At 63.8% G+C, this 12,421-nt stretch carries 10 protein-coding genes; all 10 read right to left on the bottom strand.

Annotated elements, in window-relative coordinates:
- On the bottom strand, nt 1-3,029 hold a 3,029-nt coding region (locus Q0D45_RS07555; protein ID WP_293390729.1), incomplete at its 3' end, for a glutamate synthase central domain-containing protein.
- A gap of 201 nt (nt 3,030-3,230) precedes the next feature.
- Complete coding sequence (locus tag Q0D45_RS07560; RefSeq protein ID WP_293390732.1) at nt 3,231-3,926, bottom strand: transposase; 696 nt, start codon at nt 3,924-3,926, stop codon at nt 3,231-3,233.
- Nucleotides 3,927-4,116: 190 nt separating this feature from the next.
- Nucleotides 4,117-5,265, bottom strand: coding sequence for a deoxyguanosinetriphosphate triphosphohydrolase (locus Q0D45_RS07565; protein ID WP_293390735.1), 1,149 nt, complete (start codon nt 5,263-5,265; stop codon nt 4,117-4,119).
- Entirely contained in the window at nt 5,262-6,386 is a 1,125-nt protein-coding gene (gene aroB, locus Q0D45_RS07570; RefSeq protein ID WP_293390738.1) for a 3-dehydroquinate synthase, read from the bottom strand. The genes Q0D45_RS07565 and aroB overlap by 4 nt, the downstream gene beginning before the upstream one ends.
- On the bottom strand, nt 6,371-6,937 hold the full coding sequence (gene aroK, locus Q0D45_RS07575; RefSeq protein WP_293390741.1) for a shikimate kinase AroK: 567 nt from the start codon (nt 6,935-6,937) through the stop codon (nt 6,371-6,373). The genes aroB and aroK overlap by 16 nt, the downstream gene beginning before the upstream one ends.
- A 66-nt stretch (nt 6,938-7,003) precedes the next feature.
- Nucleotides 7,004-9,298 carry a type IV pilus secretin PilQ gene (gene pilQ / locus Q0D45_RS07580; protein WP_293390744.1) on the bottom strand — a complete coding sequence of 765 codons (2,295 nt, stop codon included), beginning with the start codon at nt 9,296-9,298 and terminating at the stop codon, nt 7,004-7,006.
- Between the two features lie 62 nt (nt 9,299-9,360).
- Nucleotides 9,361-9,885, bottom strand: coding sequence for a pilus assembly protein PilP (locus Q0D45_RS07585; RefSeq protein WP_293390747.1), 525 nt, complete (start codon nt 9,883-9,885; stop codon nt 9,361-9,363).
- Entirely contained in the window at nt 9,882-10,559 is a 678-nt protein-coding gene (gene pilO, locus Q0D45_RS07590; RefSeq protein WP_293390750.1) for a type 4a pilus biogenesis protein PilO, read from the bottom strand. The genes Q0D45_RS07585 and pilO overlap by 4 nt, the downstream gene beginning before the upstream one ends.
- Nucleotides 10,556-11,158, bottom strand: a complete 603-nt coding sequence (locus tag Q0D45_RS07595; RefSeq protein WP_293390753.1) for a PilN domain-containing protein — start codon at nt 11,156-11,158, stop codon at nt 10,556-10,558. Before Q0D45_RS07595 ends, pilO begins: the two co-directional genes overlap by 4 nt.
- 8 nt (nt 11,159-11,166) lie before the next feature.
- Nucleotides 11,167-12,252 (bottom strand): pilus assembly protein PilM, encoded by a 1,086-nt coding sequence (locus tag Q0D45_RS07600; protein ID WP_293390756.1) that lies wholly within the window; start codon nt 12,250-12,252, stop codon nt 11,167-11,169.
- Nucleotides 12,253-12,421: the final 169 nt, after the last annotated feature.

Here is a 12,421-nt window from a genome sequence, read left to right on the forward strand (position 1 = left end):
TCGCCGGGCTTGGCGCCCTGCGCCATCTTGATCTGGATCTGATCGGCCGAGTTCAGGTATTCGGCAGTGACGCCGAAACGGCCGGCAGCGACCTGCTTGATCTTCGAGCGCAGGGAATCGCCCGCCTGCAGCGGGATGTTCGCCTCGACCTGGTCCTCGCCGATGACCGAAGCCATCGTCGCGCCTTCCTTGATGACGATGCCCTGCTTCTCCAGCCGGTAACGCGCTGGATCTTCACCGCCTTCGCCGGTGTTCGACTTGCCGCCGATGCGGTTCATCGCCACCGCCAGGGTTGCATGCGCTTCGGTCGAGATCGAGCCGAGCGACATGGCACCGGTGGCGAAGCGCTTGACGATTTCCTTCGCCGGTTCGACTTCGTCGATCGGAATCGCTTTCGCCGGATCGACCTTGAACTCGAACAGGCCACGCAAGGTCATGTGACGCTTGCTCTGATCGTTGATGATCTGGGCGTATTCCTTGTACGTCGAGAAGCTGTTCGCCTTGGTCGAGTGCTGCAGCTTGGCGATCGCGTCCGGCGTCCACATGTGCTCTTCGCCACGGACGCGGAAGGCGTACTCGCCGCCGGCGTCGAGCATGTTGGCCAGCACCTTGTCGTTGCCGAAGGCGAGCTTGTGCAGACGCACCGCTTCTTCGGCGACTTCGAACACGCCGATGCCTTCGATCGACGACGGCGTGCCGCTGAAGTACTTGTCGATCACCGCGCGGTTCAGGCCGATCGCTTCGAAGATCTGCGCGCCGCAATAGGACATCCAGGTCGAGATGCCCATCTTCGACATGACCTTCATCAGGCCCTTCGATACCGCCTTCTTGTAGTTGTAGATCGCCTGATCCGGGCTCAATTCGCCGGGCAGGCCCTGGGCCATCGCGCCCAGGGTTTCCATCGCCAGATAGGGATGGATCGCTTCCGCGCCGTAACCGCCGAGCAGGGCGAAGTGGTGCACTTCACGCGCCGAACCGGTCTCCACGACCAGGCCGGTGGAGGTGCGCAGCCCCTTGTTGACCAGGTGCAGATGGATCGCGGACGTGGCGAGCAAAGCCGGGATCGCGACGAAGTCGGCGTCCATCTTGCGATCGGTCAGCACCAGGATGTTGTGGCCATCCTTGACCGCATCGACCGCCGTCGCGCACAGGCTGGCGAGGCGCGCTTCGACGCCTTCCTTGCCCCAGGCAACCGGATAGCAGATGTCGATCTCGTAGCTCTTGAACTTGCCGCGCGTGTGCGCGCCGATATCGCGCAGCTTCGCCATGTCGGAGAAGTCGAGCACCGGCTGGCTCACTTCCAGACGCATCTGCGGGTTCAGGTTGGCGGTGTCGAGCAGGTTCGGCTTCGGGCCGATGAACGACACCAGCGACATCACCATCGCTTCGCGGATCGGATCGATCGGCGGATTGGTGACCTGCGCGAACAGCTGCTTGAAGTAGCTGTAGAGCGGCTTCAGCTTGTTCGACATCACCGGCAACGGCGAGTCGTTGCCCATCGAGCCGGTGGCTTCCTCGGCGGCGACGGCCATCGGCGACATCAGCACGCGGATGTCTTCCTGCGTGTAGCCGAACGCCTGCTGGCGATCGAGCAGCGACACCGACGACGGCTCCTGCGGGTTCTTGGCCGGCAGCATCTTCAGCTCGTCGAGCTTGATGCGCACGCGGCTGATCCAGGCCTTGTACGGCTCGGCGCTGGCGTAGGTGTCTTTGATTTCCTCGTCTTCGATGATCCGGCCTTCTTCAAGGTCGATCAGGAACATGCGGCCCGGCTGCAGGCGCCACTTCTTGGTGATCCGTGATTCCTCGATCGGCAGCACACCGGATTCCGAGGCCATGACCACGAGATCATCGTCCGTGGTGACGAAGCGACAGGGACGCAGGCCGTTGCGATCGAGCGTGCCGCCGATGTAACGGCCATCGGTGAAGCAGATCGCCGCCGGGCCGTCCCAGGGCTCCATCATCGCCGCGTGGTACTCGTAGAACGCACGGCGCTGCTCGTCCATCAGCGTGTGATTTTCCCAAGCCTCGGGAATCATCATCATCATCGCGTGGGCGATCGGGTAGCCGGCCATCACCAGCAGTTCGAGGGCGTTGTCGAAGCAGGCGGTATCGCTCTGGCCTTCGTAGATCAGCGGAAAGAGTTTTTGCAGATCATCGCCAAGTTCAGCCGACTTCATCACGCCTTCGCGGGCGCGCATCCAGTTGAAGTTGCCCTTGACCGTGTTGATCTCGCCGTTGTGCGCGACCATCCGGTACGGATGGGCCAGCGGCCATTCCGGGAAGGTGTTGGTCGAGAAGCGCTGATGGACCAGCGCCAGTGCCGAGACGCAGCGCTCGTCCTGCAGATCGAGGTAATAGACGCCGACCTGATCGGCGAGCAGCAGACCCTTGTAGACGACGGTCTTCGCCGACATCGACGGCACGAAGAATTCCTTGCCGTGGATCAGGTTCAGGCCGCGGATGGCGTGGCCGGAAGCCTTGCGGATCACGTAGAGCTTGCGTTCGAGGGCGTCGGTCACCGTGATGTCCGGGCCGCGGCCGATGAAGATCTCGCGGATCACCGGCTCCTTGGCGCGCACGGTCGGCGACATCGGCATGTTCAGATCGACCGGCACGTCGCGCCAGCCGAGCACGATCTGGCCTTCGTCGACGACGGCGCGCTCGATCTCCTGCTCGCAGGCGATGCGCGAGGCATTTTCCTTCGGCAGGAACACCATGCCGACGCCGTACTCGCCGAGCGGCGGCAGTTCGACGCCCTGCTTGGCCATTTCCTCGCGATAGAGCTGATCCGGCACCTGGATCATGATGCCGGCGCCATCGCCCATCAGCGGGTCGGCACCCACGGCGCCGCGATGCTCGAGGTTCTTCAGGATCAAAAGACCCTGCTCGACGATCGAATGCGCCTTGTCGCCCTTGATGTTGGCGATGAAGCCGATGCCGCAGGCGTCATGCTCGTTGGACTTGCGGTACAGGCCGTGCTGTTCGGCGTGCAGACGCTGGGCGGGTGATGCGGGCTCGTGCGACATGGCTAACCTTAGGAAGGTCTGGCAGGGGGACAGGAGCGTACTGCGCCGCAACAAGAATGCCAAGACCACACAACCATATTTAATTGGGGTCAGATACAGATTGATTTCGCATGACGCCAGCCCGCATTTAAATTAGGGACAGATTTAAATCTGTTGTTAACTATTTGTTTGAAGCTGAAATGTGCCGAATCTGAGCGCCGGTCAACCCGGCTTTTTCAGTGCTGGACGTCCGGCACGACCGCGCGTGGTCCGACGATCGGTCTGCACTTCGATCTGTTCGAGAAAAGAACGATCGCCCAATGCCCAGCCTTTGAGCGTTGCATCGGTGAGCTGCGCCTGCTGATCAAGCGCGACACCTTGCTGCACCAGATCGGCGTAAGCCGCTTCGCGCGCGAACGGCGTGTTGCCGAGCGCCCAGCACAGCGGATGCGGCGTCAGCAGCCGATCCTGATGCAGCCCGATGTAATGGCGATGGCTGGACCAGCGCCAGTCGGCCGCTTTCGTCACCAGCCCGGCGCGCACCGGATTGAGATCGATGTAGGCCATGCAGGCCAGCAGGTAGCGATCGGTCTGCACCAAAGTGGCGCGATAACGCCCTTCCCAGAGCGTGCCGGTGCGCACGTGGCGCCGGTTGAAGATCTGCACGTAACGCCGGCCGAGCGCCTGCATCATCAGCGGCAAGCCCTTGTCGGTAGCCGGCGTGGCCAGCAGATGAAAATGGTTGCCCATCAGCACCCAGGCATGGATCGCCACCTTGTGCTTCGTCGCGTATTCGCTGAGCAGACCGAGCAGGGTTTCCCGGTCCTGATCGTCGACGAACACCGGCTGGCGGTTGTTGCCGCGCTGGATGACGTGGTGCGGATAGCCGGGGACGGTCAGGCGGGGGAGGCGGGCCAAGGTCGTCGCTCCAGAGCGTCAGCAGACTGACCGATTCACCGAAGCTGCCTCAAGTCGTAAAGCCTCGCATGCTCATCCTGCGCATAGCGGTGGCGACGCGAGCCACCGAGCGGGCCCCACGCGCTGTTGGCGTGGGTGCGAGCAAGGCGAGTCGGCGCCGGATCGCGGGCCAGTAACGGGGGCTGCGTCATCATCGCAACTGCCTCAAGTCATACAGGCGCGCGTGTTCATCCTGCGCATAGCGATCGGTCATCCCCGCCACGTAATCCGCCACCACCCGCGCCTGACCGGTCTCGCCGGCCGTCGCTGCTGCCGTGCCCGCTGCGGCATGAAACTCGGGCGGCAGCAGGCGGATGTCGGCATGCAGCGCTTCGAACAGTTCGCGGACGATGCGCCGGGCCTTGTGCATCACCCGATAGACTTGGTGGTGGCTGTACAGGTGCTCGCTGAGGTAGCGCTTCAGGTCGCGGTTGTCGCGCTGCATCGCTTCGCTGAACGAGACCAGCGGTTTGCTATGGCTGCGCACGGCGTCGATATCGGCCAGTTCCTGCTCGGCCAGACGCCGCGTGGTTTCGCTGTGCAGGTCGATGACCAGTGCATTGATCATCCGGCGGATCGTTTCGTGGCGCAGCTGGCGCGGCGTCAAGGCGGTGTAGCGCGCCGTGACTTCGGCGTGGAAGCGCGCGAACAGTGGCACTTCGCACATCTGCTCGATCGTCAGCAGGCCGGCGCGCAGGCCGTCGTCGACATCGTGATTGTTGTAGGCGATCTGGTCGGCGATGTTGGTCAGCTGGGCTTCGAGGCCGGGCTGATGCTTGCTCAGGAAGCGCTCGCCGACATCGCCGAGCGTCGCCGCGCGGCTCTGCGAGCAGTGCTTGAGGATGCCCTCGCGGGTCTCGAAGGTGAGGTTCAGGCCGCGGAACTCGGCGTACTTGTCTTCCAGTTCATCGACCACCCGCAGGCTTTGCGCGTTGTGCTCGAAGCCACCGTGCGCTTTCAGGCAGTCGTCGAGCGCGTCCTGGCCGGCGTGGCCGAACGGCGTGTGCCCCAAGTCATGCGCGAGGGCGATGGTTTCGGCCAGGTCCTCGTTCAGATGCAGGCCGCGGGCAAGGCTGCGGGTGATCTGGGCGACTTCCAGCGAATGGGTCAGGCGATTGCGATAGAGATCGCCTTCGTGACTGACGAAGACCTGGGTCTTGTACTCGAGCCGGCGGAACGCCGCCGAATGGATGATCCGATCGCGATCGCGCTGGTATTCACTGCGGCCCTGCGGCGGTGCTTCGGCGTGGCGGCGACCTCGCGAGCGATCCTCGCGCGCGGCGTAGGGCGCGAGCGTCATGCGGCTTGCGTCGCGGTGCCCGCTGCGTCGGAAGCCGTGCAGAAATGGTCCAGGGTGGCGTCGAGTGCGGCAACATCGAAATCGGCCGTGGTCGCCGCTTCGCCGATCGCCCGCATCAGCACCAGGCGCAGCTTGCCGGCCGCCACTTTCTTGTCGCGCGCCATCAGGCTACGAAAATCGTCCGGCGTCATCGCCGCCGGCGGGCGTACCGGCAGCTTGGCGCGCTCGATCAGCTTCAGGCAGCGCTCGGCGTCCTCGGGCTTCAGCCAGCCGAGGCGCATCGACATGTCCGCCGCCATCGCCAGACCGAGACCGACCGCTTCGCCATGCAGCCAGGTCTCGTACTGGGTGAAGGTTTCGACCGCATGGCCGAAGGTATGGCCGAGATTCAGCAAGGTGCGTGGACCGCCGGCCAACGATTCGCGTTCGTCGAGCGCAACGATCCGCGCCTTCAGCTTGCAGCAGCGTTCTACGGCTTCGGCGACCGCGTTCGGATCGAGCGCCAGAATCGCGTCGAGATCGCGTTCCAAGCGTGCGAACAGCGCGGCGTCGCCGAGCATGCCGCACTTGATCACTTCAGCCAGACCGGCCGACAGCTCGCGCGGCGGCAGCGTGTTCAGGGTGTCGGTATCGGCGAACACGGCGATCGGCTGATGGAAGGCACCGATCAGATTCTTGCCGCGCGCGTGGTTGACGCCGGTCTTGCCGCCGACCGAGGAATCGACTTGGCTCAACAGAGTCGTCGGCATCTGCACGAAGGCGATGCCGCGCTGGTAGATCGAGGCGACGAAGCCGGTCAGATCACCGATCACGCCGCCACCGAGGGCGATCAGCACGCCATCGCGGGCGATGCGGCTGGCCAGCAGCCAGTCGAGCACCTGTTCGGAATTGGCCCAGGTCTTCTGCAGTTCACCGGCCGGCAGCACGAAGGCGTGCTCGCGGGTCAGGCCCAGCGCATCGAGCACCGGATCGAGGTAGCGGGCAGCGACGTTGGCATCGGTGACGATGCGCAGGGTCTTGCCGCGCAGCTCGGCATAGGACTCCGGATCGGCCAGCAGGCCGGCGCCGATCGCCAGCGGGTAGCTGCGTTCGCCGAGTTCAACGCTTAGGAGTCGACGCATGGCTTCAATGGTGCGGCAGGGGCGGGTGCGGCAATGGGGCGGACCAGATGATCTTCAATCTCGCGGGCAAGGGCGCGAGCGTTGCGCCCATCGGTGTGGACGATGAAATCGGCAATTTCGCGGTACAGCGGATCGCGCAGCGCGAACAGGCGCTGGAGCGTGTCACGGCGATCCCCGACCTGCAACAACGGCCGGTTGTCGGTGCGCTCGGTGCGGGCGATCTGATGATCGACGCTGGCGTGCAGGTAGACGACGAAGCCGCGGGCAGCGAGCAGGGCGCGGGAATCAGCATCCATCACTGCGCCGCCGCCGGTCGACAGCACGATGCCGTCGCGCTGCACCAGCTCGGCGATCGCCGCAGATTCGCGCTTGCGGAAACCGGCCTCGCCTTCCTTCTCGAAAATGAACGCGATATTGACGCCGGTGCGCGCCTCGACGACCTGATCGGAATCGACGAATTCCAGCCGACAGGCATCGGCGAGCCGGCGTCCGACCGTAGTCTTGCCGGCGCCCATCGGGCCAACGAGGTAGATGTTGCGCTTGCTGTTCACCGGCTTCGGATGCTGGTTGAAGGTTGAAGGTTGGGCGACCCTCAACCGCATCCGGGGCCGCAGCCGTCAGTTTACCTTCAGGCCTTCGCTGAGGATTTTCGGCGTGATGAAGATCAGCAACTCGGTCTTGTTCTGGATCTTGATCTTGTTGCGGAACAGCACGCCGAGCACCGGGATGTCGCCGAGCAGCGGCACCTTGGTGACACTGTCGTTGGTGGTCTGCTCGTAGATGCCGCCAAGGACCACGGTCTGGCCGTTGTCGACCAGCACCTGAGTGGTGACCTTGCGGGTATCGATCGCCGGCGCCGAACCGCCGCCGCTCTGGGCGACATCAGTACCCTGCGAATCGTTGGTGACCGCCAGATCCATGATCACCCGGTTGTCCGGCGTGATCTGCGGCGTCACGTTCAGGCTCAGCACCGCCTTCTTGAACTGCACCGCCGTGGCGCCGCTGGAAGTGGCGTTCTGGAACGGGATTTCCCGGCCCTGTTCGATCGCCGCCTGCTTGCCGTTGGCGGTGATCACTCGGGGTGAGGAAATCACTTCGCCCTTGCCTTCGGACTGCAGCGCCGACAGTTCCAGATCGATCAGCGAATTGCGGCCGAGGATGGCCAGCGCGATGCTGCCGGCCGGATTGGCGACCGGCAGATTGACGTTGTAGCGATCGCCGATCGCACCCGCCGCGCGCGGTGCAGGCGTCGAGCCGCCGATCGATGGCAAGCCAGTCGGCGAGCCGCTCAACGAGGTATTGGTGCCTTCGCCGCTGCCGCTGGTCGAGATCAGGCCGCCGTTGCCGCCGTCCCGCGTGCGGTTGCCGCTGAAGCCGAAGCGGGCGCCGAATTCACGATCGAAATTCGAGCGGGCGACGACGATGCGCGACTCGATCAGCACCTGGCGCACCGGGATATCGAGACGCTGCACCAGCGCGCGGATCTCGCCGAGCTTGTCGCGCGTCTCCAGCACCAGCATGGTGTTGGTGCGCTCGTCGACGGTGACGCTGCCGCGTTCGGACAGCACCGAGTTGTCCTTCGACTTGATCAGGCTCGCCAGCTCGCTGGCCTTGGCGTAGTTGACCTGGATGATTTCCGAACGCAGCGCGGCGAGCTGCACCTTCTGCTTCTCGTTCTCCAGATCGGCTTTTTCGCGCTGGGCGAGTTCGTCGAGCGGTGCCACCAGGATCACGTTGCCGGACTTGCGCTGGCCGAGGCCCTTGGTGCGCAGGATGATGTCCAGCGCCTGATCCCAGGGCACGTTCTGCAGGCGCATCGCGATCTGGCCGGTCACCGAATCGGAGACCACCATATTGGTCTGGGCGACGTCGGCAATGATCTGCAGCAGCGAGCGCACATCGATGCTCTGGAACGACAGGCTGATCTTTTCGCCGGTGTACTGCGGCTCCAGCCGGCGACGCTCGTCGAGCTTCTCCTGCGAGATCGGCTGCAGTTCCAGGGTGAACACGTTGCCGGACTGATAGGCGACCTGCTCGAAGTCACCGGCCGCGATCGGGGTGACGATGATCTGGGCGTTGGCGCCATCGCGGGAAGCGTCGATGAACTTCACCGGCGTGGCGAAATCGAGCACGTCGAAACGCTTGGCAAGGCGTTCTGGTACCGAGGTGTTCTTGAAACGGACCACGATCTTGCCGCCTTCTTCGCGGACATCGACCGCATTACGGGTGTCGCCAAGCGCGATGATGACCCGGCCTTCACCCTTCTCGCCACGGCGGAAGTCGATGTTCGAGATCAGGCCCTGTACCGGTGCCGTGCTCGCAGCAGCTCTTGCCGGAGTAATCGCCGGGGCACCCGTCGGCACAACAGTAGTGGACGTCCGCGGCGGCAACGGCTTGGCCGCCATCGGTGACGACAAGGCGCCGGTGAGACCGGCGAGTTCGAGGTAGATCTTGTTGCCGTCGACTCGCACCGTGTGCGGTGTCAGCGCGTTCATTTCGACGACGATCCGCGACCGGCCCTTGGCCTCGGCGGCGGCAACCGAACGAACCAATCCGACATTGACCTTGCGATAGCGATTGAGCAGCGCCAGCGTGGTATCCGGCAGATCGATCGACAGGCGCGCAGGCTTGTCGATGGCGAACACCACCGGCTCCGGTGCCGGCGACGACAGGGTCAAGGTCAGCAGCACGCGATCACCGTCGAGCGCGACGAAATCCATGCTCTGCAGCGAGCGCACCGTCTGAGTCTGAGTCTGAGTCTGAGTCTGAGTCTGGGCCCGCACCGGCAGGCCCAGGCTGACAAGCGCCAGCAGCAGCAATGCGGCGGCACGGTGCAGCCATCCCGCCCCGCTGATCACAGCCTTGTTTCCCGGGCGAGTCCTCCGATCGGCAGAGGCGGTTCGAGTCGACATCGTGGTGCTCCAGTGCAGCATCGTTCGGGGGTGGTGACGTTCAGTCAGGTGTGGCTGGCGATTCATTCGGTTGCGGCCAGCGCCGCCGCCCGTTCGGTGAAACCGCCGAAGCCATCTGGAATGATTTCGGTGAGGCTCACTTCGGCCTCGGTGACCTTGTTGATCCGGCCGTAGTTCTGGCCCATGTGATCGCCGATGGTGACCCGGTGGATGACCGCGTCCGGCGCTCTGACCATCGCGTAGGTCTTGCCGCTGAAGACCACCATGCCGACCAGGCGCAGCGCGTCGATCGGGAATTCCTCGAGCGGTTCCTTGTTGCGGTTCAGGTCCGGGCGCAGTGCCGAGCCTTCACCACCTTCGGCACGCTGCTGGGCCTCCGGCGAATTCACGAACGGATCGCGGCGGTTGTCGCTGACGTAGGCGTAGGCCTCGTACTGCTTCATCTGCGGAATCGGATCGATCTGCGAGTTCTTGCGCGCCTTGACCTCGGCCACCCAAACCTCGAGATCGCTCATGCTGCTGCTGCAGGCCGACAGCGTCAGGCTGACGGCCAGCAACGGCAGGACCCAGCGGTGAGGGCGGCTCATTGGCGCGCTCCACGGCGGCCCGCGCGGCCAGCGGTGCCAGCGGGATCGGTGGTGGTGATCTCGCTTTCATCGAGATAGCGGTAAGTCTTGGCCAGCGCACTCATCCGCAGGGCACCTCGACCGAGGCCCTGCTGCGCCGTGCCACCGGCCGGCTTGATCTCGACTTCATCGATGGTGACGATGCGCGGCAGCGCCGCGACGCCGCCGACGAAGGCACCCATCTGGTGATAGCTGCCGGTGACCACGATCCGGTTCGGCACCTCGGCGTAGAAATCCTTGGGAATCTCCGTCTGCGGCTGGAACAGCTCTTCTTCCAGGCTCGACGCGACGCGCGTCTGCGAGATGTCGTTGAGCAGATTCTCGACCTCGGTCTTGCTCGGCAGCTGGCGCAGCATGGCGCCGAAATCGCGCTCCATGGTTTCCAGCTGCGCCTTGTAGGCATCGAGGGCCGCGACCTTCTGCTGCTTCTTCTCGAACTCGGCACGCAAGGTCTGTTCGGTATGCTCTTCGACACCGAGCGTTTCGTACTCGGGCTTGAGGAACATCCAGACCCCGAAGCCGACCAGCACGATGAACGCCAGCACCGCAGCGCCGATATGCGCCCAGCGTGGCCAGGCGCCCGGATTCTTCAGGTCCAGCGCCTGCAGTTCGGCGAATGCCTCCTGAACGGTCATGGCTTCACCTCGGTGCGGCCTGAGGCACTGGCCGCGGCAGCGTCATTCGCCGAAGCCTTGGTCAGGTTGGTGACCTGCAGGGTGAAATCGCTGTTGCGCTGGCGGTTCTTTTCGCCAGTCTTGATCACCACCAGCTTCGGGTCCTTGAACCAGGGGCTGGAATCGAGGTTCTTCAGATACGCCGAGATGCGGCCGGACGATTCCGCCACGCCTTCGATGGTGACGTTCTGGCCGCTCTGCTTGATCGAGTTCAGATAGATGCCGTCGGGCAGCGTGTTGACGATCTCGTCGAAGAAATGGACGGTGGCCGAACGGCTTTCCTGCAGTTGCAGGATCACGTTCATCCGCGACACCAGATTGGCCTTGACCTTCTCCAGCTCCTCGATTTCCTTGATCTGCTTGTCGAGATCCTTGATCTGCGCGGTCAGGTACTGGTTGCGATTCTGCTGGTGTTCGACCGCGCCAGTGATCGTCACATAGCCAAGCCCGAGCAGCGCCACCGCGGCGCCGACGCCGAGCCCGACCATGGTCAGGAATTCCTGGCGCCGTCGCGCGCGCCGGGCGGCGCGCCAATCGAGCAGATTGATCCGGGTTGTCATGTCTGGACCTAACTTTCCTGGTCGAAGGCGCGCAGCGCCAATCCGGCTGCGATCAGCATCGACGCCTGGTCCTGACCGAGCTGCGCCGGCTTGGCGCGGGAATCGACATTCATCTTGGCGAACGGCTGAGCGATCACGCAGGGAATCTGCAGACGCTTCTGGATTGCCGCGTCGACACCTGGAATATGGGCGCAGCCACCGGCCAGAATCAGCTGGTCGATGACGTTGTGGCGCGAGGCGGCGGCGAAGAAGAACTGCAGCGCGCGATCGATCTGCTGAGCCATGTCGGCAATGAAATGACTCAGCACTTCGGCATCGTAATTGGCCGGCAGGTTGCCGAGGCGCGTGGCCTTGCCAGCCTCTTCGAAGCTCATGCCGTAGAACCGCATGATGTCCTCGGTCAGTTGCCGGCCGCCGAAGGACTGATCGCGGGTGTAGACGGTCTGCAGGTCGTGAAGCACCAGCAGCGAAGTCGTCGAGGCACCGACATCGACGATGGCAACGGTCTTGCCGACACCGAGCGCCGGCATCTGATGGGTCAGCAGTTCGCAGGAATTCTCGAGCGCGTAGGCTTCGATGTCGACGATCAGCGGGGTAAGGCCGGCAATCTCGAGTGCCGCGATCCGCGATTCGACCTGTTCCTTGCGGCAGGCGGCGAGCAGCACGTCGACGCTTTCCTTGTCATGGGCCGTGGGGCCAAGCACCTGGAAATCGAGATTCACTTCGTCGATCGGATACGGAATGTACTGATCGGCCTCGGCCTTGATCTGCTCTTCCATGTCGTTGTCCTTCAAGGACGCGGGCATGGAAATGACCTTGCTGATCACCGAGGAACCGGCGACCGCGACGGCGCATTGACGGTTGCGGGTGCCGGCCCGGTTCATCGCTTTCAGGATCACTTCGCCGACCGCGCGCGGATCGGCAATCTGGCGGTCGACGATGCAGTTCGGCGGCAGCAGTTCGATGGCGAAGGATTCAACGCTGTAGCGATCGCCGCGACGGCTCAACTCCAGCAGCTTGACCGCGCTGGATGAAATATCCAGACCGATCAGCTCCCGGCTCCGCCTTCCGAACAGCGACTGTTTGATCGACATGTTGTCCCCACACACCCCAGTTGACGAGCCCTCGCGAACTGCGGCGGTCGGGCTTTGATGACGGCTTCCCGAGCAGGACTTAATATAGTCCATGTTGTTTACGCCGCAGCAACAACTTATTTGCCTAAGTGCCTGATGGGAGTCCCAAAGCAGGCGATGAAAGGTGAAC

The organism is Nevskia sp., from assembly GCF_023266035.1.
GTDB lineage: Bacteria > Pseudomonadota > Gammaproteobacteria > Nevskiales > Nevskiaceae > Nevskia.

Bases quoted from the DNA above. Each gene is read 5' to 3' on its own strand.
- Q0D45_RS07565 (WP_293390735.1), bottom strand. From the start codon at position 5,265: ATGACGCTCGCGCCCTACGCCGCGCGCGAGGATCGCTCGCGAGGTCGC.
- Q0D45_RS07600 (WP_293390756.1), bottom strand. From the start codon at position 12,252: ATGTCGATCAAACAGTCGCTGTTCGGAAGGCGGAGCCGGGAGCTGATC.
- pilQ (WP_293390744.1), bottom strand. From the start codon at position 9,298: ATGTCGACTCGAACCGCCTCTGCCGATCGGAGGACTCGCCCGGGAAAC.
- pilO (WP_293390750.1), bottom strand. From the start codon at position 10,559: ATGACCGTTCAGGAGGCATTCGCCGAACTGCAGGCGCTGGACCTGAAG.
- Q0D45_RS07595 (WP_293390753.1), bottom strand. From the start codon at position 11,158: ATGACAACCCGGATCAATCTGCTCGATTGGCGCGCCGCCCGGCGCGCG.
- aroB (WP_293390738.1), bottom strand. From the start codon at position 6,386: ATGCGTCGACTCCTAAGCGTTGAACTCGGCGAACGCAGCTACCCGCTG.
- Q0D45_RS07585 (WP_293390747.1), bottom strand. From the start codon at position 9,885: ATGAGCCGCCCTCACCGCTGGGTCCTGCCGTTGCTGGCCGTCAGCCTG.